Genomic DNA, 23,767 nt, shown 5'->3' on the forward strand with positions numbered 1-23,767 from the left:
TCTAAGAATCGCACATAATTTTGCATATAGCTCACATAATACTCTGTATGAACTTCCTTTAAGTTCGTCAAGTCTGACGTAACTCTTATACAATTTAAANNTAATTTGCCATCTTATTCTGTANNATACCTGCTCAGCACTAATTTTACTTTCTGAAACATTAGTGATAAATATTGACCAATCCATTAGCTTTTGATTCTTTTGAGAAGANNTATGTGACTTTGCTAACTTATTAGCCCTTCTTCTTCTGATGATAGACTGCTCTTCAGTTAATTTTTGACATACAATTCTCACTTTAATTTTTACTTCTTTCCCTAATAACACTTCCCTTTCTAGAAATGATTGACCTTCTAAACATTCCAACAACTCTATTTTTTGATTTGTTTCTATGTCATATATATTGGTATCNNAACGGCTAACAAAATAAGCTCCAACTTCGTCAATTTGTTTAAAAGAAGCTGGTACAAAGTAACCTAAGTCAGATATTAGTAGATCATTAGTTGATATATTGCTTAAATGGCTTCTATAACCCTCNNTTATTCCTTCTGTTAGCTCAAGCCGATCCAATACCTGATTTAGGTAGTCGAAAACTAACTGTAATTTTATTCCAGACTTGGTATTGCTTTCATAACCACTGTAGCTAGTACCATATCCTTTATACAAATTTTCCATATCATTNNAGGTAGAGCTACTATCTAATAGCTTAACGCTTTTAAATTGTTTCAAGATTCTGCAATCAACTTGTAAGCTGTTTTTAAATAAAACCAAAGATTCGTCGTACATTTTTTTCATAAATTCCACTGCTTCTTCAGTAAACCTAAAATTTAAACCTTGTTTTGTCATTACCACAGAATCTTCATTTAATAATTGACACATTCCATCTATGCTACAGTTTTCAACTCCTATGCTACCCAAGATTATAGCTTTTACGAATGATGAACCATTCAACTTTCTCTTTCTTTTAACAAAGCCTGTTGCTGTTATCTGCTTTTTCATTAAAAAATTCGTTGAGAGTTTTCGATAAATTAGTTATTTTGTTCATTATAAGTTCTCTTGTTTTGTTTGATAAATTTAAGAGGACTTATACCCTGTTTTTTCCTTCTCTCCATCAATTTTCCTCTCACTTTTCCTTAACTTGACGCGTATGATGGTACAACAAGGTTATGGTAAAGATTTCTGGAGTGGTAATTCTTGGTATCCTAGTGGGTTTTCTCCCGTTTAACAGGAGCATATTGGCAAAGTTCTCATCGACCGTGCGACAAAAATCCTCGACGCAACAGTACAATATCTTTCTTCATGGGTAATCTCCTATATTGAAGAGAAACAACTTGGAGTTTACCCGCTTTTCAGCCTTTTTTCACTCCTTTCTAATCCATAGTTGGGGTCTGAAGAGCTAAAAAACTACCAAGAGGGTGGTAAGAGCTTGTTTGATATTATCAAAGAACATTTCCAAAAATTCTGCGAAAAGTTAGGATTTAAATTCGAAACAGAAACACAAATAAAGCATAATTTAGAGAATCCACTGAAGGTGAATAGCCATCTAGAAAGTGTGGAACCTCCTGTTTACGCCAATGAGAATGAGCATGTTCATGGTGGTCGAGAATTGTAGCTAACCCTTCTAACTTTCACTTCTTAATTTGATGTGTATGATTCTTTACNNACACTCCAGCGTCATCTACTGCTTCTAAATAAATCATTGCTAGACATATACCACTATGTACTTCTATAGATACCTTACTGCCTAAACTTCGATTAAAGCAAGAATTCTTTCCCGGAAAGGCAAGTTTATTAAGACATAGTTCCCATTTTAATCCTTTAGTTGATATTTGTGCTTTTGGTATACCAAGTAAAGATATTTTAGTATTTTTTGACAAAGAAAAAANATGGGTAATACCTTTTTGTAAAGTGTAACCCATCATAGGAGGCGAAGGCGTGTAGAAGATACTGCCCGTACCTAGAAAAATGTTAATATTCTGTAGTATGTGATCAATTGCTCCTCCAGTAATACCTGTTATTATCGATGGCAGCAACTTCATTGTTTTTAAATGGGCTATGGCTTTAGAAAAGTCACAATAATCTTGATCAGGGAGATATACTGTATTTAAATTAGCACGTAAATTCGGATTTACACTATCTAAATCTCCTATTACAAGATCAGGTTGTACACCAATTGATAGAAGCTTGTTTGCTCCTCCATCTACAGCAATAACAGGTATATCTTGTTTAAAAAACAATGAGCCCGGTATTTCTCCATTTAATACTACAATAGAACGATATTGTTGTTTTATGCTACAATTTAGATGATGCAGATTTTGCATCATAATAACATTTTTGTATGATTAATGTTAAGTTAATTATTAGCCCAGCAATATTGCTAAGTACAATAAAAGTTAATCCCTCATAGAGACCATAGATAAGCCAAGAAAATGAACAAATAACCAAATTTACTAACATCAGCATCGATATATTATGAGTAAATTTAGTAATATATGATTTATACACTTGAGGTAATAATCCAATTAGAGACGTTATTAACGCAATGAAACCGAAGCACTTTCCTATACTTATACACATATACCCTCCTTTTATTTATATATCAAGTTTAAAATGTTGATAATATTAAATTTCTTTCGACTGTTACTAAACTATAATAACGATATAGCTTGGCCTATCAACCAAAAAGAATTAAAAGTATACCTAAGCTAATTATTATCCAAACTAATCGTTGGTTGTGCATCTTGCTCAGAAATCAGGGCAACTAGAAGATTATTTATCAATTGAACCTTTTGCTTGCCATCTAATTGTAAGCTTTTATTTTTTTCAAAATGAGCTATTACTTCCTCGATAATTCCTATTGCGTTTTGCACTATAAGCTTTCTTGCCGAAGTGATAGCATGTGCTTGTTGACGCCTTAACATTGCTTGTGCAATCTCGGACGAATACGCCAAATGCGATATTCTTGCTTCTGTAATCTCCATTCCTGCAATAGACTTCTTTCAAAATTGACAAACAAGGGAAAAGAAGTATAAAATCAAATATTTAAAGGTATGAGATATAAAGAAATAGAAAAGTTGGAAGGGGAGAAATTTAGGCAGGGGTAAAAAAGGGAACATTTAAGCGAATGGTGGAAATTTTGGATGAGGAAGATAGAAAAAAAAAGCAAAGAGTGGGCGTAAAAGCAAGCTCTGTATAGAAGATAGGCTACTTATGACATTGGAATATATGAGAGAATATCGCACATATAGCTCTTTTCATAGAAGTCCGGATGTGGTAAGATAAGGATAGACGATGATAAGGAGGTTAAGTGCCAGCAGCATATAGTTATGACTTAAGGAAAAAAGCAATGGAGGAGGGAGGAAGCAGAGAAACAGTGGCAGCAAGATTTAAAATTGGACGAACTACTTTATGGGAGTGGCAGCAAAGAAGAAAAGAAACAGGAGACTTTCAATCAAAAAAACTTGGAAATGGAAGTTACAATCACAAAATCACCGATTGGGATGCCTTTGCTAAATTTGCCAGAGAAAAAGGAGGAAAGACTCTATCGGAAATGGCTAAACTTTGGAGCAACGTTAGTATCTAAACGATCCACCGAGCCCTCAAAAAAATTAACTATAATAAAAATTATTATACATATACCTTATCATATGTTAATTTATTATCTTTCATTGCACTAGCCAGCTTAATGCGTTGTTTTGCAGCTTATTCCCAAAATATATATTTTATACATGGATTAAATAAAGCTACCTTGCTTTTAATTACGACTTCTTTAGCTCCGCTTATTGGGGGAATATTGTTTTTTAGAGGAACCAATTATATTCCCTATTATATTTCTTCCTTATTTCGCGCTTTAAATCCTTTAATAGTATACTTATTTACTCTATCTTGTATGAACTCAAATCTATCATATGTAAATATATTAGGTTTTTTTATTACCAATATTACATTAGGATTGTTAATTTATTGCAGAAATAAAACCGATAATAATGGAAAATCTCTTTGAAAACATTAGTGATTCAGGTAACTCCGATAGGGTTTCAATTTTGAGCGGATTGGGATTTGACAATGATAAAGGAGCTTATCTTATGATAGACGACACCTCTACTGTGCCTTGGCAAAGAAAAAAATATTTTAATATTTTCAACAAAAAAATTTTTCTAGAACCTGTAGAGCAAAAGTATTGCATTGGTTTGTATGACTTGTCAACTATGCAGTCGTCACCCTGCCCAAGACAAGCTGTGATAACAAATAAGGGACAAAATTGCCTAGAATGCTTTGAAGAAATAGGTTTCAACCCCGCTTTTTACCGGATAAAGTCAGAAAAATTATCAATCAAGCAACAGCGGTATAACAAAACGCCACATTATGTCTATATCGCTTATTTTTCGCCTGCCGTGCAAAAGGTAGGAATAGCATATAAACCTCGTCTTTTTCTACGGCTTAAGGAGCAAGGGGCATAAGTGTTGAAAGTAACANNCAAAAAAGACATAAAGAACTATTATTGCAAGAAAATGGAGGCAATAATGGATCAAATAGAAAGAGTACTAAATTTAATAAAAGATGAGGATTTAGAAAGGCTAGGAAAATTAAGTGAAGTAGATAAATGTAATACTAAATTGTTGGGCAAGATTATATTTAAAGGTCTAATGAAGTTAATATTAATGGGGCAAAAAACAAGCCTAAGAGCGCTAGAAATGGTAATAAACAGGTGTATAATGGATAAGAATAGCGATAAAAGTACAGTAACATACAGTGGTTTGTCAAAAAGGTTAAAAGTTATAAATCCAGAATATTTTAAGGGAGTATATATTGATTTGATGAGCAAGATTAAAAAGCTATTACCCCAAAAAACATCAAATAACTTACATAAGTTTGATTCGACGATCATAAATTTATCGGGATATCTCATAAAAGATGGGCTAAAAATAGGCGGTAAAAGTAACGACAGTCAAGTTAAAGTGAGTGTAGGATTAAAGGATCAATTGCCGACAAGTATAAGATTTTGTAAAGGACAAGAAGAAAGTAGTGAAGATATAGCATTAGTGAGAGCAATTAATGAAGCTAAAGTTGAAAAAGAGGATATTTTATTATTTGATAGAGGAATCAGAAAAGTTGGAACTTTTGCCGAATTTGATGAAAAGGAGTACAAATTTATCACAAGAGTTAAAGTGGGAAGAAAACATGATGTTATAAGCAGGAACAAAGTTATAAGAGAACAAAAATCGGATGGATCAGAGATTTTAGAAGATATAATAGTTAATCTTTATCGTGCACGAGGTAAAGTGGCAGAAAAGCATGATCTACGGCTAATAAAAATCAGAAATAAAATTGGAGATGAAATATGGTTTTTGACAAACTTGTTTGAAATGCCAGCTTATGAAGTAACAGAGCTATATAGGCGCAGATGGGATATAGAAGTGTTCTTTAAATTTATAAAGCAAAATCTTGGATATAAGCACTTTTTAAGCCATACTATGAATGGCATGAAGGTGTATATTTACATGATTATTATTACGGCTTTGTTATTTCTTGTTTATAAAATCAAAAATAATCTACATGGGTTCAAAATAGCATTACTGCAATTCACATTGGATCTAAATGACTCTTTTATACGTTCGATTGTTTTACTGTCGGGAGGTAATTTACATGCCGTTGATCATCTCATATCACGTTATTTTTGATACTTTCAACACTTATGCCATTACACCTTGCAACTTTTGATTTAGTTTATCCAAATCATCTTTGGCTTCTTGAAGTAAATTTTTATGAGTGAAATATCTTAATAAAATAGGTAGAGTTAAAGGATCTTTTTTATGAGTAAAACACAAAGCATCCAGAGTAACACGATCAGGTATTATTTCTCTTGGCAGAGTTATATTTCTTTTTTCATAAACCTGTGAGATTAGATCTGCTAGGTACTTTTCTTTATCACCATCACCTAACCTAAGAGCATGTCTTCAAACTAAGTAGAAAGGAGTTAAGAAGTGTGTTATAAGATATATTTTAAATGTACCCAAGCGATATAAGTGACAAAGAATGGAAGATGATAGAGCAATATTTTGAACCTAAAAAGACCGGCAGACCAAGAAAACACAGTATCAGAACGATTATCGATGCAATAAGGTATGTGATGAGAACAGGCTGTCAATGGAGACAACTACCTAAGAATTTTCCACCATGGAAAACCGTGTATAGTTGTAATTCGCGTTTAAAAAAAGTGGAATATGGCAAGAAATTCATGATTTTCTAGTTAAAAAACTAAGAAAGATAATTGGTAAGAATGAAACTCCATCAGTAGGAATAATTGACAGTCAATCAGTAAAAACCACTCAAAAAGGGGATCCAGAGGATATGATGCTGGCAAGAAAGTAAAGGGTAGAAAACGCCACATCGTTGTAGATACTCTAGGTCTTGTAATTGCTGCTGAAGTACACAGTGCAAGCATTCAAGATCGTGATGGTGCAACTAAATCTTTTTGTTCAAGCCAAATGCAAAGCTCCAACATTACGTAAGTTTTTTGCTGATCAAGGATATACAGGTAAATTGCAAAACCGCTGTTTATTGGAAACTGGATGTTTGTTGACGATTACCAAGAAAGTAGTTGATACAGGATTTCAGGTTATTCCTAAACGTTGGATTGTTGAGAGAACCTTTGCTTGGCTCTCCAATTTTAGACGTATGAGTAAGGATTATGAGCATTCTCCTCTCACTTCAAAAAATAACATCTTTTTTAATATGATCACTATTATGCTTCACAAATTAGCTCATTCTTGAGTTTGAAGACATGCTCTAAGAAATTTTTTGTTACTAAATATCTCAGCCAATGCTCTTGTATCCAAGCAACCAGATTGTTTTATAATATCACTTAACATTGAAACCTCAGCCATTATTTAATGTACATAGCTTAACACTATCTTAATAATGTGTCAAATTAATGAATAATTTAACTATATTATTTAATTAATAAAGCTTTGTTTCTTTTAATAAGGAGCAATCTAAGATAGACGGCTGCTAGAAACTCTCATCGCTGCCCTTTTGTTAACAGTGGTATTAGACTTCAAGTTACTGCAAAAAATGTTTTAAAACATAGTGAATTGACTTTATCTAGTTAATATTCCAAATTATAAAAAAACAGATAGTTCTATGACGACAAGTCTATTACAAGGCAAAAAGGGATTAATAACCGGAATAATAAATAAGAGATCAATAGCATACGGTATAGCAAAAACTCTCTCAGAGCACGGAGCAGAACTTGCAATCACCTACCAGAATGAAATAATAAAAGAAAAACTATCACCAATAGCAGATGAACTAAATGTGGAGCTAATATTACACTGCGACGTTTCAAATGAAAAAATCATAGATAACGCTTTCGAAATAATAGAGAAAAAATGGGGTACTCTTGACTTTTTGGTGCATGCAATAGCATTCTCCGATAAAAATGAGTTAGATGGTAAATATGTCAATACTTCACTGGATAACTTCCTCAATGCAATGCATATATCGTGCTATTCTTTTACTGCTTTAGCGCAAAGGGCTGAAAAAATGATGTCAAATGGTGGTAGTTTACTTACTTTATCTTATTATGGCGCTGAAAAAGTTATGCCAAATTATAACGTTATGGGTTTATGTAAAGCGGCACTTGAAGCAAGTGTAAAATATATAGCATGTGATCTCGGGCCACAAAATATCAGAGTAAATGCAATTTCCGCTGGTCCAATCAGAACTTTAGCATCTTCTGGAATAAGCGATTTTCACTCCATATCAGAATGGAATAGAAATAATTCTCCGCTCAGACGCAATGTTACAATAGAGGATGTTGGCAAGGCAGCGTTATACTTATTAAGCGACTTAAGTAGTGGCACTACTGGAGAAATTTTGCACGTTGATTCAGGATATAACGTTGTAGGAATGAAGGTGGTTGACTGAGATCCAAATCCTTAATTCAAAGCGCTAGTTCCTTCGGGTTCATACACAACTCTATCAGGAGTTTTGTGACTGTGATTGCAGAAAACATCGAACATAAAATTCCTATTGATAGAGTGACAGAAAAGCCTCTTATTGCTCCACTGCCAATAATGAACATTATTCCTGCAGCAATTAATGTAGTGATATTTGAATCCAGTATTGTCTTTATAGCGTTTTTAAACCCTTCTTCAATAGCACGTTCCACTCTCTTGCCAGATTTGATTTCCTCACGAATTCGCTCAAATATTAAAACATTTGCATCCACCGCCATACCAACAGTAAGTGCAATACCGGCAATTCCAGGTAAAGTTAGAGTTGCTTCAAGCAGAGTGAGAATTGATAATATAAGAACTACATTAGAAAAAAGTGCAACAGAGGCCAATACACCTAATTTGCCGTAAGTGATGATTATAAATAAAGCCACGGCTATAATAGAGATTGTTGCTGCCATTTCCCCTGCCTTTATTGATTCTTCTCCAAGACTTGGGCCAATGTTTTTTTCTTCAATTATTTTAAGTGGTGCTGGCAGTGCTCCAGATTTTAAAAGTATTGCAAGTTCGCTTGCTTGTTTTTCAGTGAAATTACCGCTAATTTCTCCCTCTCCATTTAAAATTGGCTCACGTATTGTAGGTACTGTTAAGACTGTGTTATCCAGAACAATTGCAAAAGGTTTTCCTACATTTTCTTTAGTGATTTTCGCGAATCTTTTACTCGCTATACTGTCAAATTTAAAATGCACTGTCGGTTTACCTAAATTACCGAATCTAACTGATGCGTTAACCAACGAATCGCCACCTATTTCAGTTTTGCGGAATATCGGATAAGAATTGCCTAAAGAATCCTTGAGCATGACAGTAGTTTCGTGATCTATATCCTGCACCTTGGCTATGTTAGTGTTTGCCAAATGAAAAGCTAGCTTAGCAGTTTTGCCAAGCAAAGATTTTATCTGCTTGGTATCTTCTACTCCAGGCACCTGCACTAATATTTTATTCTGCCCTTGTTTTTGAACGCTGACTTCCTTTGTGCCAAGTTTGTCCAAACGGCGCTGGACATTGTTTATTGATTCTGCAACTACTTCACTGATCAAAGAATTTTTATAATGGGATTTATACGAAATGAGAATTGAAGAATCTCTTCTATTGAGCTCTAAATTTGGATTTATTGCATTAATCAACACAGATGCTTTCTTATAGTCATCAGTATTACTTAAATTTACAACGCTATTTTGTACGTTAGATTCAATATTTTTTGTTAGCAATGTCTCTCTTATCTCATCAGCAAGCATGCCTAACTTTTCCTTAAAATAGAAGTCTAAGTCTATGTTTAGAAGCAAAGATGCCCCTCCTTTCAGGTCAAGGCCTAAGTTTATTCTTTTTTTCGAAATAAAAAGCTTATTATCAAAGAAATTTGGCAGTGTTATGTATAAAGCAAGTAAACAGATGCATAATACTGAAAAAGATTTGACTATAAGCCTGTTGTACATAAGTTGTAGGTTTAAAATTGTAATAATTGATTGTAGACTAAATAATTACTTACTACAAGGCAGAGGTAATAATAGGATATATTAAATTTATCCTCGCTAAACTGCACGCTCCACACTTGNNAATCAACAGCAACCTCATCAATATTATTGTTTACTTTTTCTGTTGGAGAAAAGCATTGAGCTATATAATCGACTATATTATTAGCAGTCCATAATGCTCCAAACACTGCTATAACTGTAATTGCTCCTATTGCTGCACCTTGTAACATAGATGAACCTAAGAAGGCAGCTGGACGACCCCTGATTAACATTGTAGAAGGAAAAACAGCATTTGCAGCTGTTGCAATACCAGCTCCTAATATAAAATTTACTCCTGCTCCTATACCAACTCCACACACAATTGGAACAACAAGATTTATAATTAATTTGGTAAAATTTTTGTATTCCCATAATAATTCTAAATTTTTGCATCCTGATAATGGTTCGTTTGGCTTTCTTATTACAACGGAATCAACAAAGAGTATTACTGAGCATAAAGCAAACACACAACCCAAAATTCCACCAGTCAATAAGGCNNCTACTGCTAACGCTGAAGATGTACAACATGCAACCATCACTGCCATCCCCGATCCCATCAATGCTCCGATTGCTATGGCACACATAAACTTCATCCAAGGAGACGCTTCATCACTATGATATGGTCTATTGTCCGATTTTAACATAAACACTCCCTGGCTATTAACTAAACATGCGCATTATATTATGCTGATTATCGAATAGTCAATAACTAAATTGGAAATAACACAAAAATAGACATAGAATACAAACATATAACATGAAGTAAAATACATGCTAGTCAAAATAGGCACCAGAGGAAGCAAGCTTGCAGTTGCCCAGGCTTTGGAAGCAAAACAAAAGTTGCTGGACTCTTTTCCTAACTTATCTACTCAAATCATTAAAATAAAAACTTCCGGAGACAAATATGCAAATGCAAACCTTGCTGAAATAGGAGGTAAAGGATTATTCATTAAAGAAATTGAGACTGAATTGCTCGAAAATAACATAGATATGGCAGTTCATTCACTAAAGGATGTGCCTGCATTTTTCTCAAAAGATTTGGCAATTCCTTGTGTTTTAGAAAGGCTAAGTCCATGCGATGCATTTATTTCTCATAAACATAATAGCCTTGAGTCTTTGCCACAGCAGTCTACTATTGCCACTTCTTCAATAAGAAGAAAAGTTCAGTTGCTAAATTTTAGACCAGATTTAAATATAGTACCACTACGTGGAAATGTAACAACTAGATTGCAAAATCAAAGTTTTGATGGAATAATTCTAGCTGAAGCAGGACTCATAAGATTAGAAAAACATCACTTGATTACAGAGGTATTGCCACCAAAAGTTATGTTAAGTGCAGTGGGACAGGGAGCGATTTGTATTCAATGTAGAAGGAATGATGTAAAAATTATCGATCTTTTAGAGAAAATTAATAATAATATGTCCTTTATAGGAGTGAAATCAGAGCGCAGTTTTATGAAGACAGTAAATGGTTCATGCTTTACACCGCTTGCAGCTTTGGCAGAATATGTGAACGAAAATATGCTACACCTTTGTTGTATGTTAGCAAGTGGAAAAAATATATACTTCACTGAGCGCACTTCATTTATAGAAGATGCGGAGAAGATGGGTATGGATGCAGGATTAGAGTTGAAATCAAAATGCTTATAAGCTTACCTAAAGTACGTGGAATCTATCGTTATGACGTCTTAATGTCTAAAGCGACGTGGTTAAATGTCGGTGGACGAGCTGATGTGTTATTTAAACCACATGATATTGAAGATTTAACATGCTTGATTAAAAATACTGAACTGCCAGTTAGCGTTATTGGCGCAACATCCAACATAATAGTACGAGATAGTGGCATTCGAGGAATAACAGTAAAATTAGGTAAGGAGTTTGCATATATTAAAAGTAAGGGTAACAACTCCATTGTTGCAGGTGGTGCTGCGCTGCTCAAGAACCTTGCTTACTTTGCAGGAGAGCAACAAGTTAGTGGACTCGAGTTTCTGGTTGGAATTCCAGGAACAGTTGGTGGCGGAATAGAAATGAATGCAGGTGCATATGGCAGTGATATCGCAGGTGTTGTACAATCTATAAAAGCAGTGAATCTAGAAGATGGAAATCTATATGAATTCTCCAGCGAAGAAATGGGATATTTTTATCGTGGACATAGCTTAAAAGGAAATTGGATTTTTGTTGAAGCTGAGTTTAAAGGAGTAAACTCAGAGCATGAGATTATACTCAGTAGGTTAAAGGAAATTATCGATAGAAAAAATAAAAGCCAGCCAACAAGAGGAAAAACTGCTGGGTGCATATTCAAAAACCCAAAAAACTACCGAGCATGGGAGTTGATTGATAAATCCGGCTGCCCAGGGCTGAATATTGGTGGAGCTAGAATCTCTCAGAAACATTGTAATTTCTTGCTCAATTACAATAATGCAACTGCATCCGACTTGGAAAACCTTGGCAATAGAGTAAAAGATGCAGTAAAGGATAAATTTAATATTGAACTTGAGTGGGAGATAAGGGTTTTGGGTGGCTATTAGGCAGTTTTTGTAGCTGCTTTTCCTAATACTTATCTTTTCCAATTTGTAAATTGTCTATCACCAGAATGTGCTAAGTGCACCTAAATTTAAATCAAGAAATCCTGAAGCACACAAAGTATAGCTCTTCTCATAATAGTCAGAACAAATCATAAAAAAGCAGAATCAACAGCTTGACGGAAAGACTGAAAAATAGGGATATTTTTTCTAGCTCTGTTCTTTATAGCAAACCACTGATGCTCAATTTCGTTAAAGTCTGGAGAATATGGAGGAAGATAAAGAATTTCAGCACCCACTCCTTTAGCAAGATCATCGATTTTTTTAGATTTATGGAAAGTAGCATTATCAAGAATTACAGTTTGGCCAGACCTTAAAATTGGAGTCAAAAACTGCTCAAACCAAGCCTCAAAAACATCCTTGTTGCAGTATCCCTCGAAGGTCAATGGAGCAATGATTTTCTTTTTATTTAGAGCTGCAATCATACTGATGCGCTGAGTTTTTTTACCTGATTTTAGTGAATGAAACCTCTCTCCTTTTCTGCAATATCCGTATGGGTAGTCTTCTGTATTATCTATCCCAGATTCGTCAATATATACAAGATTTTCAGGATGTTTTGTTGCTATAACCTTTGCAAATTGAGTTCGCTTTTCTTCATTTCTTTCTTTATACCCGTAGGTCTTTTNTTNTCTTGTAAATCCAATATTTTTAAGTGCGCGGTGAATCGTTTGTCGACTGATATTGCCCCAGAGTTTAGCCATCTCTGACTGAGTTTTGCCACCATGGTTTTTTGCAAATTCGATGAAGACATTCCAGTCGATAATTTTATGNNCTACGCTTCCAGGCTTTTTTGACTGAAAATCTCCCGTTTCCTCAAGCCTTTTCTGCCACTCATATAAAGTCGTTTTTCCAATTTTAAATCTCTTGGCAACAGTTGCTCTACTTTCTCCTTCATCCAATGCTTCCATCGCTTTTTTCCTTAAGTCATAACTATACGCTGCTGGCATACAAACCCCACTACCATAAATCCATATCTTACCTTGTTTGGATTATTATGAGAAGAGCTATATTTTACGAAGGTTGCTGTAATTCCACTTTCTTCGAATAAATGCGTTCTCTTACTTTTTCAACTAGGGAATGTTCAAAAAATTATTGAGTTATTGTTGCTTTATGGGAACTATTAGCGATTACATTGGGAATCTATGTCGTGTTCTAATCTCTGTATTGCTACTTGCAGTTCAACTTCTCTTTCGCTGGTAAATAGCTCCTGCAGTGAAGTTTTGTCTTGAGATAAATCATATGCTGTTTTGCCTTTTTTATTCTTTATAAACAGCTTTGCACAGTTGGTTAGTAATAATCTCACAATAGGTATATTCTCTAACATGATAGCCTTGTATAGNNAGCCATTACTGCTACATTCGTTAATATCTACGCCGCTTTCTATTAATGACTTTATTTTATCTAAATCTTTGCTTGACACAGCTTTATACAATTCTGGTTCACAAAATAATGTATCACTGAATCTGGCTATAGATACACCTTTGATAGCTCTTATTATTTTCTGTAATCTACACATCTTCCCTCAAATTTTAAGCATCATGTAAAATTTTTACTAATTAATTTTTTAAATTTTATCTTCGCTAATCTTTACAACCTCTGATAAAAACGAATGTAATAAACTTTTTAACCTTTGATCATCAATTTTGTGATACTCTTTCATTGTACTTAATATCTTCTTTTCTCCTTCACCATCCTCATCTTCACAATAACTTTCCGCTTTTGATGTAGGCAGTAGAGCTCCAGAATGTAATGACAATCCTCCTGCAATTTTAGGTGCTATTTTGAACGATGCCTCCCCTTGTTCATACCTGACTATTTGTGACTTGAATATTCCGCTTTTATCTGCTAATTCCTCCTGTGTATACCCCTTTGCAAACTGCCAATCCTTTGCCTTTTGTACCATTTGGTATTTTACAGGTCTTACCTCTGTTATAACCTTGCTAATTTGAATTCCTTTTGACAAAAATCTAGTTACCGCATCACGCACTTCCTGGTCCTTAATTCTTTTCAGGATTTGCACTAAATTAAATGCCTCCTTGTCTTCACTATCAATACAAACTGTTGGTTTAGGAAAGAAAATTTCAATATCATAAAATAATTTTTTTGCTATCTTTTCGAGCGTTTCAGGTTGAATGTTGTGTATCCCTCGATCATACTTTCCTATTAGTGACTTTGCTACACCAGTTTTTGTTGCGAAATCCGCTTGAGAGCACCCTAGCTCTAGCCTCACATCTTTTACCTTTTGAGTTATTTGGTAGCATAAAGAGTCAGTATCTATCTTCTTNNTTTCGGTACTCATGTTTTCACTCATTTGCAGTACAAACATATAGTACATTATTATAAAATTTTATTAAAGCCTCACGAAAAAATTGCAGCACTCGGCTAAAATTGCCCAAAACCAGAATAAAGTCTTGAGCACTGAGTTTTTGCCCTACAACAATCCGTTTTCTCTAAAACTAAAATAGCCTGCACTTGTGATGATAATATGATCAAATAATCTAACGCTTACAGTACTACATGCTGCTGCTAAACNTGCTTGATCTTCTTCTGAAGGTTCTAAACTTCCCCCAGGGTGGTTATGTGACATTATTATGAATGTTGCATTCTTTATTAATGCTTTTCTTGTAATTTCCTTTATGTATACTGGTGCTTTTTCCATTTCACCAATATAGGATTCTTCTCCGATTAGCTGGCGCCTGTTATTCAAGTAAAGTATTTTTANCACTTCCCTTTCTGAGTGGCCTATACTTACGTTTAAATATTCTACTAGCCCTTTTAAGTCCATTATTGGCTCACCTGTTTCCTTAACACACATAATCATTGCTACTGCAGAATCAGTTACTCCTTCTATAACTTTCAGGTCATCCATTTCTCAACCTAAAATCCTTCCTACTCCTGTATAAGTATTCACCAAATTTTTAGCAATTTCTTGAGCCTGCGGCCTTTCATGTACTGCACTTAGAAACGTTTCCATTATTTCACGATCAAGTAGTGCTTTGCCTTTGCTTTCTAATATTCTGAATTCTATTTCTTCTTTACTTTTATTCATATAATTTACCTTTCACTAACAACAAACTTTTTTTAGATATTTACTGCTGTTTTTTATCAGCATTGGCATAGCTTTTGAGTGAAGTCAAATCAATTTTTCAATCTTTTTTATTTATTTTTTTATGAGATAGTAAAGATATTAATAGTTACTAGTTTCTTTAAACGATGTCGTTGTATTTTTATACACCAATTTGATGTCTCCTACAGCTTCAAACTCATCGCATCCATTTGCTGGCCTTTTAAGATATTTTACAGCAGGGTTGATAAAAGATATACAATTGGACGTTTAAAGCAGAGGATGCTATTCTAAGATGATCTCTGACAGCCGTTTAACACACTCAAAACTTAATTAAAAATAAAGAAGTTGAATATTTCTTTAGAATTGTGTATAATTATTAATGCTTTTTAAGTGGATTTCCTATGGCTCTTTCCAAGTTTCTCGATCCAAAAAATGATCTAAGTTTTAAGAAAATCTTTGGCTCTGAGAGCATGTCTTCAAACTAAGTAGAAAGGAGTTAAGAAGTGTGTTATAAGATATATTTTAAATGTACCCAAGCGATATAAGTGACAAAGAATGGAAGATGATAGAGCAATATTTTGAACCTAAAAAGACCGGCAGACCAAGAAAACACAGTATCAGAACGATTATCGATGCAATAAGGTATGTGATGAGAACAGGCTGTCAATGGAGACAACTACCTAAGAATTTTCCACCATGGAAAACCGTGTATAGTTGTAATTCGCGTTTAAAAAAAGTGGAATATGGCAAGAAATTCATGATTTTCTAGTTAAAAAACTAAGAAAGATAATTGGTAAGAATGAAACTCCATCAGTAGGAATAATTGACAGTCAATCAGTAAAAACCACTCAAAAAGGGGATCCAGAGGATATGATGCTGGCAAGAAAGTAAAGGGTAGAAAACGCCACATCGTTGTAGATACTCTAGGTCTTGTAATTGCTGCTGAAGTACACAGTGCAAGCATTCAAGATCGTGATGGTGCACTAAATCTTTTTGTTCAAGCCAAATGCAAAGCTCCAACATTACGTAAGTTTTTTGCTGATCAAGGATATACAGGTAAATTGCAAAACCGCTGTTTATTGGAAACTGGATGTTTGTTGACGATTACCAAGAAAGTAGTTGATACAGGATTTCAGGTTATTCCTAAACGTTGGATTGTTGAGAGAACCTTTGCTTGGCTCTCCAATTTTAGACGTATGAGTAAGGATTATGAGCATTCTCCTCTCACTTCAAAAAATAACATCTTTTTTAATATGATCACTATTATGCTTCACAAATTAGCTCATTCTTGAGTTTGAAGACATGCTCTAAGAGTAGTTTAAATGATGTTTCTACTTCTCTCAATTTGGCTCAAGCTCAGGCTCAATTACATAAAATTAATTCCTTAACTTTTTGATTTCATCAAGGGAAAGGCAGGTAATTTGAGCGATAACATCTATAAAGACACCGGCCTAAGTGAGTTTTTAGCCACTTATCCAATCTGGTGCTCCTCTGCCCTTTTCCCACTTAGCAAATCTCATCTTTTCCTTAAGATAATATCTTCTATAAGCTTCCACAGCACTGCTGCATTTATACTGATCCGGCAGTGCCTGTATAAAAGTTTGTATATCGGCTGATTGAAAAATTAGCAAATCCTTATTATTATCACACCAATCTATAACTTCTTCGGATTTATGCGTTCTTTTGTATCGCAAGCTATACTCTATGCACAATTCTTTTCCATGCTTTATCAACCAATTAAAGTTTCCTTTTGAGTGTCTAGCCCATAGAGAACAAGGGTGGTTTTTGTGAGTAAGTTTATATGGAACTTCTATATTCTGGTCTGTGATGCTGACTAAAGGATTTGGCGCTTTTAGTGCTATTGAAAAAACACTACTAAGTAATTGAGCAGTTTCTAATGGCATTTTTACTATGTGCTTATCGCACAACATTTGTGCTGCAATTGCTGGGTTTTCATCTAGTACAAAGACGTTCATCTAAAGATAGAATTAGCTTAAGTCTTTGACTTCATCAGCTGTAAGACCAGTAGTTTGAGCTATGATATCAATAGAAACCCCTGCTTTAAGTAGATTCTTTGCAACTGTCATCTTAGCTTGTTTTTCACCCTTCTCCGCGCCAATTTGAATACCTTCGGCTCTGCCTTTTTCATGTCCGATTAGGATGCCTTCTTGTCTACCTTCTTGTCTACCTTTTGCAGTAGCATCATCAAGTTTTTGAGCGAGGATGCCTTCTTCTTTGCGGAGATCCATTATCCTTTCTTCGTACGCTATCAGATCTTTCTCATTCCAGCGAAACTTGTCTAACTCATCGTAGGCTAACTTTATTATTGGTGCTTTTTCTGCTATTCTCATTAAATCTTCATCTGTCGTTTCTTCAGCATATTTAAAGAAAAATAGCCAACGATCTACTATGCTTTCTAGCTGTTCTACTCTGCTTTTTGTAAATTTAGGTAATTCAATAAAGACGAATTGAAAATCTTTTAAGTAATGTCCATTAGTTTTTACATCACGTATATTATGAGTAGAAAGATAATCAACTTCGTCAGGAAGTAAGTTACAATTGGCAATAGCAATAAAGAAAACTTTCTGTAGATCAATGTAATTACCAGATTTATCTAATTGCCTTGAGTAAGCTTTAGCGGCATATAATTGGGCACGTTTTTCAAAGCCTTTATCACGAGCGAGCTGCATTTCGATGACAAATCTATGACCAATAGAGTCTTTGCAAAGAACATCAACAATACTTTGTTTATCAGAGGCAATTTCAGGATCCATGATAGTACTGAGAAATTCTATTTCTTTTATCTCATTATCACCAGAAAAGCCTAAGATATCGTTTAAAAAGTGTATAAGAATATTTTTGTTCTTCTCAGAGCCAAAGATTTTCTTAAAACTTAGATCATTTTTTGGATCGAGAAACTTGGAAAGAGCCATAGGAAATCCACTTAAAAAGCATTAATAATTATACACAATTCTAAAGAAATATTCAACTTCTTTATTTTTAGTTAAGTTTTGAGTGTGTTAAACGGCTGTCAGAGATCATCTTAGAATAGCATCTTCTGCTTTAGACTTGGTACATCTTTTACAACCTCTTCTGTAAAGCACCTTATAAGCCCAGGAGATGGATGTCACGAATTTGGAGCTGTAGAAGATACCCTTTTTAACGCTTTTTGGTGCAAGAGGCTAATCCCCATAAAAGTACGAGCGCAAAAACTCAATTGCGACTATCATATNATAGTAAAATATTCGAAAAATAATATCAATATTTTTGATATTAAAATTTATATTAAAGTTATAATATACACAGAAGCTCTGTATGACTTAATAGCGTGGGCATTTTAGTTTTTGGTAGGTCTATTGGATATGCTAGCAAAATTTCTATCTCAAACTTCTAAAGGAGATTTTATAGCAGGTTACGCAAAAGAATGACCGCTAGCAACGATAGCTATACTGATTCTTTAGACCGCAAAGTAGGACAAAAAGTAAGAAGTTGGAGGTTAAAGCTAGGGTATACTCAAAAAGATTTAGCGGAGAAAATCGGTGTAAAATACTGGGTAATACTCTATTACGAAAAAGGAACGCGTAAAATTTCAATCAGAAGGTTATATAGCATCGCAGAAGCACTATCAGTTAGCATTATAGATCTTATTCCTGAATGCACAATATCAAATGAAGAAAGTTATCTCGAGAATGAGGGAAAAGAGATATTAGATCTAGTAGAAAAGTATGAAAAAATTGAGAATCAAGAATTTCGTAATGTAGTTTATTCGTTGATCAAATCTGCACAAGCTAGCAAGGAAAATAGTAGAAAAATGGCANNAGAGGTGGCAAAGAATCTAGTTGAAGTAGGAGTTTCTGTTGATACAATTTTCCAAGCAACGGGCTTATCAACTGAAGAATATAGTAATACAGAAGAAAAAACTGATTCTGCAGACTACAGGGTAGGACAAAGGATAAAAAAGCTAAGGATAATGCGAAAATACACTCAGGAAGACTTGGCAAAAAAAATTAGTACAACGCGTCAAAAAATAAGCGACTATGAACAAGGAAATATTGCTGTTCCACTTGAAAAGTTATATGAAATAGCAAAGGCGTTATCAGTCAGCATTAAAGATCTACTTACAAGGCGAAATAGTGAAGCAAGCAGTGGTTTAATAGAGAAATACAAGGAAATTGAGCTACGCAACGAACTTTATGAGTTGATCAAATCCTTATTTGAAGGTATGGAGATTATCGAAAGAAAGGTCAAGAAGGCGGAAAAAGCCGAAATTGCAAAGAATCTACGTAGATTAGGAATTTCTATCGATATTGTTTCACGAACAACTGGGGCAACTGAGCTACTTTTTTAAAAATACAACTTAAGAAATATCTTTTGTATTTTACATAAAAAATAAACAAAAAAAATGAAAAATTGATTTGACTTCGCCCGGAACCTATGGCTTTATGCCAATACCACCAAGAAAACAGTAGTAAATAATTAAAAAAAATTAGTAGCTAATAGGAGGTATATCTTATGAATAATAATAATAAAAGTAAAGATAAAAATGAATTTAGAGATACCGTCTTGCCAGTCAACAAAAAAATTATAAAAATTGAATCTTAAGCTGTATTGTAAAATCAAAAAGTACTTCCAACTGTGTAGCGGTATAGTTAATGTATATGTTAATTTCTGCTGTCTTATATATAAAACTAATTAACATATACACTAACCAACTACATTAAATAAATTTGTATAAAATACTATTTTACATAAGATCGGATGGAAGCATTTTTTGATTTTAAACTACTAAAGCTTCAGTCAACATCCTAGCTCTGTAGTTCTTGATATGATTTGGATCAAAAGCACTTTTGGATGTCAGAATACCGAAAATGATATGGAGTAACTTACGCATTGCAGCACCAACGATGGCCATATTATGCTTACCCTTTTCCTTTAATCTTTGGCAAAAACTCATAATGATAGGATTGTGATTCTTAGCTACTATGGCAGGAAAGAACAGAGCCTTGCGTAATGTTTGTGAACCTGATTTACTTAATCTGGGTTTGGCATATACAGATAAACCTGACGTTATATTTCGTGATATAGTTCCAGCATATGCTGCCAATTGCCTGGCATTTATAAAGGCTTTTATATCAGGAATTTCAGCTAAAACAGCTATTCTCTCCTATTCCTNGAGTAGAAGTTGAAAATTTTCTAATAACTCCTTGTGNNTTAGTTCATGTATGGAGTTTTTTATTGTTTCTATTTTTTGCTCTACATTCATTGCAACNNAAGCATTTGCAACTTCTTTAGGCAGTCTCTCTTTTTTTTCTAAGTGGGTATTTACTAATGTTAATTCATCTTTTAACGCAGCCGAGCAACGATAAAGATGTTTTAATTTTTTCTTTTCAGAAGAAGCNNAACGGGTAGGTTCCTGCCTTTGGCAATAATCTGCAATAATCTCTGCATCAATCTGATCATTCTTTTGTCGTACAAGCTTACTCCTTGCATAAGATTTAATACAATAAGGATTTACAACACTAACAAAATGTCCAGCATTGTGGAGAAATTCAGCCAAAGCTTCGCTGTAACAGCCAGTGGACTCCATGCAAACTTTTACTTCTTCTACATCATGTTTTTGTAGAAAGCTCAGTAGACCTTGAAACCCATTATCATCGTTCTTAAAGCTCCTTTTCCTAGTTTCACGTTTTCCTTTTTTACTTATAAATGAGAGAAAAACATCAAAACGATCTTTTGATATATCTATTCCCAGAAAGTTGTTGATCATATATAACCTCATACGTTACCATTTAAAATGAAAAGTAAGGCTTACCTTGTACATACAGAATTAGAACCATTGAGGTCTTTCTACGATACCGTCCAGCCTATCCTTTTGAGGAGGAAGCTCTTATCTCCAAAACAGATTCTTGATCTTAGAAGAACTCCAGAGTTCTTCCTCCTCCATCTAATACTTAAGCTTAAAATACTAGATGCTTTTTTCAAGATACAAGAAGAACTCTATATTGGTGAAATGGAAAAAGCACCAGTATACATAAAGGAAATTACAAGAAAAGCATTAATAAAGAATGCAACATTCATAATAATGTCACATAACCACCCTGGGGGAAGTTTAGAACCTTCAGAAGAAGATCAAGCAGTTTAGCAGCAGCATGTAGTACTGTAAGCGTTAGATTGTTTGATCACATTATCATCACAAGTGCAGGCTATTTTAGTTTTAGAGAAAACGGATTGTTATAGCAGAAAGTATTTGCAAATCTACTCACTATAATTTACAATGAGTAATAGAGTGTATAAACTAAGGTTTGTATACTTAAAAAGTATTTTTAACATGGAGGTTATATGATTAGTAAAGAACGGAATAAAAAAACTAATGTTAATCACAAGAAAATATTTGGTAATCTTCTACTCACTGTTGGTCAAAGGTATTCATCACTTGTTTTAGAAAATTGATTCATCATTTTCATGACAAAAACGTCTTCTCTACTTTTTCTGGTAATGTCATCAAAAAATAAATTAAAGAATTACGAAAAATTTGCTTGACAAACAATCATTTAATTGAGATAGTACAAAATGCCCTGTTTCTTACCTACGTTAAGGCTTGGAGCTGAGGTTTTTTATAAATTTGGAGGCTCTATGGTAACAAGTGGTGAATTATATACGAACGTTATGGACAAGTTACGATTTGAACCAGGTATTGATGAATCAAATATAACTATTTCAATTAAGGATAATGGTGTAGTCATATTGGGTGGTAAAGTCAAAAGCTATGCTGAAAAATGTTTAGCTGAAAAAGCAGTACAAAAACTTAAACAAATTAAAGGTATAGCTAATGAGTTAGAAGTAGATCTTACACCAGACTACAAGAGAAATGATGATGACATAGTCCAAGCTGCTCTTACTACTTTGAAGTGGAGTTTTTTTGTCCCGTATCAACAAATTAAAGTAACTCTGGAAAATGGACATTTAACTTTAACTGGCGATGTTGAGTATTATTATCAGAAAGAATATGCAGGAAAAGCTGTACAACATCTATACGGGGTGACATGTTTTACTAATGGTATAAAAGTAAAACCTAGTGTTGATGCAGTAGAAGTGAAAGATAAAATTACTAAGGAGTTTGAGCGTAATGCGCGCATAGATGCAAATAATGTTCAAGTAGAGGTTGATGGTAGTAAAGTGACTCTCAAAGGTAAAATAAGAAATTTTGATGAACGTAAAGAAGCAAGAACTGCTTCATGGGCTGTCCCTGGTGTCACTAGTGTAGTAGATAATATGGTTACTGGTTGCTAATGTTTACGGGGTAGAGATTAGTTACTTTAATTTTTGCCCCAGAGTTTTTAATTAGATACTATGAAAAATTCACAAAATGGTTTATTATGATCTTTATTGCCATTCAATAGTAGTTTAAGAGAATGTATGCTGCAAATATATAGGGAATGTTCAAAAAAGTGTGTCAAACCGCATTTTTAATTCAACTCAATTTTCAATCTAGCAGGAAAAAAGATATCAAGTTGAGAAATAGTTAAAGCCCAATTGGGTATAGGCATAGTCCAATTTTGCTCTGCCTTTTTTATAGCACAATATACCTGTTTATACAAGCTAGTAAATGAGCCCTTAGTTTTAGTAAATTTTCTGATTTGTCTATGCAACCCCTCAATTGGATTGGTGGTATAAATCAGCTTTCTAACTGGGCCAGAATACTTAAAATAACCAGANNTCCAATTGTTTTGCCACGATTTTATAACCAAAGGATATTTTTCACCCCATTTTTCTTCCATCTCAAGCAAATAATTCTCAGCGATTTCTTTACTTGAAGCACGATATATTTTCTTCAAATCGTTCATGAAAACTTTCACATCTTTGCTGGATACATATTTCAATGAATTCCTTATCTGATGCACTATACATAGCTGTACTTCTGCTTTNNAGCTATTTATTGCTGCAGGAAAACTTTTTAGACCATCGACACAGGCAATCAGAATATCCTCTACTCCTCTCTCTTTTAGGTCATTTAATACCCCTAACCAGAAGTTGGCTCCCTCACTTTCGGCTAANNCTAGTACCTCTTTTCTGCCATTTTGCTAATATATTATACATGCATTTACTTACGCAATGCCCGTCCTCCTTCACTTTGAAAAACATTCCAAACTTTCTCTCCACTTTTTCTGGGTAAGGTCAATAAAGCATGGAAAAGAATTGTGCATAGAGTATAGCTTGCGATACAAAAGAACGCATAAATCCGAAGAAGTTATAGATTGGTGTGATAATAATAAGGATTTGCTAATTTTTCAATCAGTCGATAGACAAGCTTTTATACAAGCACTGCCTGATCGCTATAAATGTAGTAGTCCCATAAAAGCCTATAGAAAGTACTATTTACAGGAAAAGATGAGATTTGCTAAGTGGGAAAAGGGCAGAGAAGCACCAGATTGGATAAGTGGCTACTTAGGCCGGTGTCTCTATGGAAATGTTCAAAAAAGCATGTGCGTCAAGTTAAGAACCAATATAGCACCATTTAAACTTGTTTATTACATTTATTTTTTGGGAAATTTTGATCTAAAATAAGATAATTCTTTTAGAGCATGTCTTCAA

20 protein-coding genes and 10 pseudogenes are annotated in these 23,767 nt (G+C 34.1%); 16 read left to right on the forward strand and 14 right to left on the reverse strand.

Going from position 1 to position 23,767, the window contains the following annotated elements; genetic code table 11:
- Positions 1-3: 3 nt before the first annotated feature.
- The 5 genes and pseudogenes from NOX90_RS02375 to NOX90_RS02395 all read right to left on the reverse strand — a co-directional run.
- Positions 4-1,042 (reverse strand): annotated as a pseudogene (locus NOX90_RS02375) (IS4 family transposase); the annotation flags it as partial.
- 105 nt (positions 1,043-1,147) lie between these two features.
- Positions 1,148-1,288, reverse strand: a pseudogene (locus NOX90_RS02380) (IS982 family transposase); the annotation flags it as partial.
- A 337-nt stretch (positions 1,289-1,625) separates the two neighbouring features.
- Positions 1,626-2,318 carry a thiamine diphosphokinase gene (locus NOX90_RS02385; protein ID WP_375604388.1) on the reverse strand — a complete coding sequence of 231 codons (693 nt, stop codon included), beginning with the start codon at positions 2,316-2,318 and terminating at the stop codon, positions 1,626-1,628.
- Positions 2,290-2,574 carry a SemiSWEET family sugar transporter gene (locus tag NOX90_RS02390; protein ID WP_375604389.1) on the reverse strand — a complete coding sequence of 95 codons (285 nt, stop codon included), beginning with the start codon at positions 2,572-2,574 and terminating at the stop codon, positions 2,290-2,292. Before NOX90_RS02390 ends, NOX90_RS02385 begins: the two co-directional genes overlap by 29 nt.
- Positions 2,575-2,702: 128 nt before the next feature.
- Positions 2,703-2,990 (reverse strand): annotated as a pseudogene (locus NOX90_RS02395) (SPFH domain-containing protein); the annotation flags it as partial.
- Positions 2,991-3,047: 57 nt separating this feature from the next.
- Here NOX90_RS02395 and NOX90_RS02400 point away from each other — a divergent pair.
- The 8 genes and pseudogenes from NOX90_RS02400 to NOX90_RS02435 all read left to right on the forward strand — a co-directional run.
- Positions 3,048-3,261 (forward strand): annotated as a pseudogene (locus NOX90_RS02400) (transposase family protein); the annotation flags it as partial.
- 43 nt (positions 3,262-3,304) lie between these two features.
- Positions 3,305-3,577: pseudogene (locus NOX90_RS02405) on the forward strand (IS630 transposase-related protein); the annotation flags it as partial.
- A 406-nt stretch (positions 3,578-3,983) separates the two neighbouring features.
- On the forward strand, positions 3,984-4,457 hold the full coding sequence (locus NOX90_RS02410; protein WP_375604390.1) for a hypothetical protein: 474 nt from the start codon (positions 3,984-3,986) through the stop codon (positions 4,455-4,457).
- Between the two features lie 51 nt (positions 4,458-4,508).
- Positions 4,509-5,678 (forward strand): IS4 family transposase, encoded by a 1,170-nt coding sequence (locus NOX90_RS02415; protein ID WP_253303197.1) that lies wholly within the window; start codon positions 4,509-4,511, stop codon positions 5,676-5,678.
- A 326-nt stretch (positions 5,679-6,004) separates the two neighbouring features.
- Complete coding sequence (locus NOX90_RS02420) at positions 6,005-6,247, forward strand: transposase (RefSeq protein ID WP_375603621.1); 243 nt, start codon at positions 6,005-6,007, stop codon at positions 6,245-6,247.
- Positions 6,248-6,311: 64 nt separating this feature from the next.
- The gene (locus NOX90_RS02425; RefSeq protein ID WP_375604568.1) at positions 6,312-6,509 is read left to right on the forward strand and encodes a transposase; all 198 of its coding nucleotides are present in this window, start codon (positions 6,312-6,314) and stop codon (positions 6,507-6,509) included.
- A complete protein-coding gene (locus NOX90_RS02430; RefSeq protein ID WP_375603641.1) occupies positions 6,415-6,771 on the forward strand; it encodes a transposase in 357 nt (118 codons plus the stop codon). Before NOX90_RS02425 ends, NOX90_RS02430 begins: the two co-directional genes overlap by 95 nt.
- A gap of 369 nt (positions 6,772-7,140) precedes the next feature.
- Entirely contained in the window at positions 7,141-7,926 is a 786-nt protein-coding gene (locus tag NOX90_RS02435; protein WP_006280349.1) for an enoyl-ACP reductase, read from the forward strand.
- 16 nt (positions 7,927-7,942) lie between these two features.
- Here NOX90_RS02435 and secD read toward each other — a convergent pair whose 3' ends face one another.
- Positions 7,943-9,448: a protein translocase subunit SecD gene (gene secD, locus NOX90_RS02440; RefSeq protein ID WP_375604391.1), complete on the reverse strand. Its 1,506-nt coding sequence runs from the start codon at positions 9,446-9,448 to the stop codon at positions 7,943-7,945.
- Between the two features lie 849 nt (positions 9,449-10,297).
- Between secD and hemC the strand changes: the two genes are divergently transcribed.
- Together hemC and murB are read left to right on the forward strand one after the other, a co-directional pair.
- A complete protein-coding gene (gene hemC, locus NOX90_RS02445) occupies positions 10,298-11,176 on the forward strand; it encodes a hydroxymethylbilane synthase (RefSeq protein ID WP_375604392.1) in 879 nt (292 codons plus the stop codon).
- Positions 11,167-12,054 carry a UDP-N-acetylmuramate dehydrogenase gene (gene murB / locus NOX90_RS02450; RefSeq protein WP_375604393.1) on the forward strand — a complete coding sequence of 296 codons (888 nt, stop codon included), beginning with the start codon at positions 11,167-11,169 and terminating at the stop codon, positions 12,052-12,054. Before hemC ends, murB begins: the two co-directional genes overlap by 10 nt.
- A gap of 146 nt (positions 12,055-12,200) precedes the next feature.
- Here murB and NOX90_RS02455 read toward each other — a convergent pair whose 3' ends face one another.
- The 4 genes and pseudogenes from NOX90_RS02455 to NOX90_RS02470 form a co-directional block, all read right to left on the reverse strand.
- Positions 12,201-13,055, reverse strand: a complete 855-nt coding sequence (locus NOX90_RS02455; RefSeq protein ID WP_375604394.1) for an IS630 family transposase — start codon at positions 13,053-13,055, stop codon at positions 12,201-12,203.
- Between the two features lie 173 nt (positions 13,056-13,228).
- Entirely contained in the window at positions 13,229-13,624 is a 396-nt protein-coding gene (locus NOX90_RS02460) for an ankyrin repeat domain-containing protein (protein ID WP_375604395.1), read from the reverse strand.
- A gap of 48 nt (positions 13,625-13,672) precedes the next feature.
- Entirely contained in the window at positions 13,673-14,407 is a 735-nt protein-coding gene (locus NOX90_RS02465; RefSeq protein WP_375604396.1) for a helix-turn-helix domain-containing protein, read from the reverse strand.
- 132 nt (positions 14,408-14,539) lie between these two features.
- Positions 14,540-15,157, reverse strand: a pseudogene (locus NOX90_RS02470) (JAB domain-containing protein).
- 544 nt (positions 15,158-15,701) lie between these two features.
- Here NOX90_RS02470 and NOX90_RS02475 point away from each other — a divergent pair.
- Both NOX90_RS02475 and NOX90_RS02480 read left to right on the forward strand, forming a co-directional pair.
- Positions 15,702-15,944: a transposase gene (locus NOX90_RS02475; protein ID WP_375603621.1), complete on the forward strand. Its 243-nt coding sequence runs from the start codon at positions 15,702-15,704 to the stop codon at positions 15,942-15,944.
- Positions 15,945-16,008: 64 nt separating this feature from the next.
- Positions 16,009-16,467 (forward strand): transposase, encoded by a 459-nt coding sequence (locus tag NOX90_RS02480; RefSeq protein ID WP_375604575.1) that lies wholly within the window; start codon positions 16,009-16,011, stop codon positions 16,465-16,467.
- Positions 16,468-16,638: 171 nt separating this feature from the next.
- Here NOX90_RS02480 and NOX90_RS02485 read toward each other — a convergent pair whose 3' ends face one another.
- Together NOX90_RS02485 and NOX90_RS02490 are read right to left on the reverse strand one after the other, a co-directional pair.
- Complete coding sequence (locus NOX90_RS02485) at positions 16,639-17,151, reverse strand: pyrimidine dimer DNA glycosylase/endonuclease V (RefSeq protein WP_375604397.1); 513 nt, start codon at positions 17,149-17,151, stop codon at positions 16,639-16,641.
- A gap of 12 nt (positions 17,152-17,163) precedes the next feature.
- A complete protein-coding gene (locus NOX90_RS02490; RefSeq protein WP_375604398.1) occupies positions 17,164-18,108 on the reverse strand; it encodes an Rpn family recombination-promoting nuclease/putative transposase in 945 nt (314 codons plus the stop codon).
- Between the two features lie 491 nt (positions 18,109-18,599).
- On the opposite strand from NOX90_RS02490, the gene NOX90_RS02495 reads away from it, so the two are divergent.
- Entirely contained in the window at positions 18,600-19,523 is a 924-nt protein-coding gene (locus NOX90_RS02495; protein ID WP_375604399.1) for a helix-turn-helix domain-containing protein, read from the forward strand.
- Between the two features lie 429 nt (positions 19,524-19,952).
- Here NOX90_RS02495 and NOX90_RS02500 read toward each other — a convergent pair.
- A pseudogene (locus NOX90_RS02500) lies at positions 19,953-20,942 on the reverse strand (IS110 family transposase).
- Between the two features lie 216 nt (positions 20,943-21,158).
- Between NOX90_RS02500 and NOX90_RS02505 the strand changes: the two are divergent.
- Together NOX90_RS02505 and NOX90_RS02510 are read left to right on the forward strand one after the other, a co-directional pair.
- Positions 21,159-21,412: pseudogene (locus tag NOX90_RS02505) on the forward strand (JAB domain-containing protein); the annotation flags it as partial.
- 396 nt (positions 21,413-21,808) lie between these two features.
- Entirely contained in the window at positions 21,809-22,465 is a 657-nt protein-coding gene (locus tag NOX90_RS02510; protein ID WP_375604400.1) for a BON domain-containing protein, read from the forward strand.
- 176 nt (positions 22,466-22,641) lie between these two features.
- Here NOX90_RS02510 and NOX90_RS02515 read toward each other — a convergent pair.
- Positions 22,642-23,320, reverse strand: a pseudogene (locus NOX90_RS02515) (transposase); the annotation flags it as partial.
- Between the two features lie 33 nt (positions 23,321-23,353).
- Between NOX90_RS02515 and NOX90_RS02520 the strand changes: the two are divergent.
- Positions 23,354-23,740: pseudogene (locus NOX90_RS02520) on the forward strand (hypothetical protein); the annotation flags it as partial.
- Positions 23,741-23,767 lie beyond the last annotated feature (27 nt).

The sequence above is a fragment of the Wolbachia endosymbiont of Anurida maritima genome (genome assembly GCF_042182995.1).
Classification (GTDB): Bacteria; Pseudomonadota; Alphaproteobacteria; order Rickettsiales; family Anaplasmataceae; genus Wolbachia.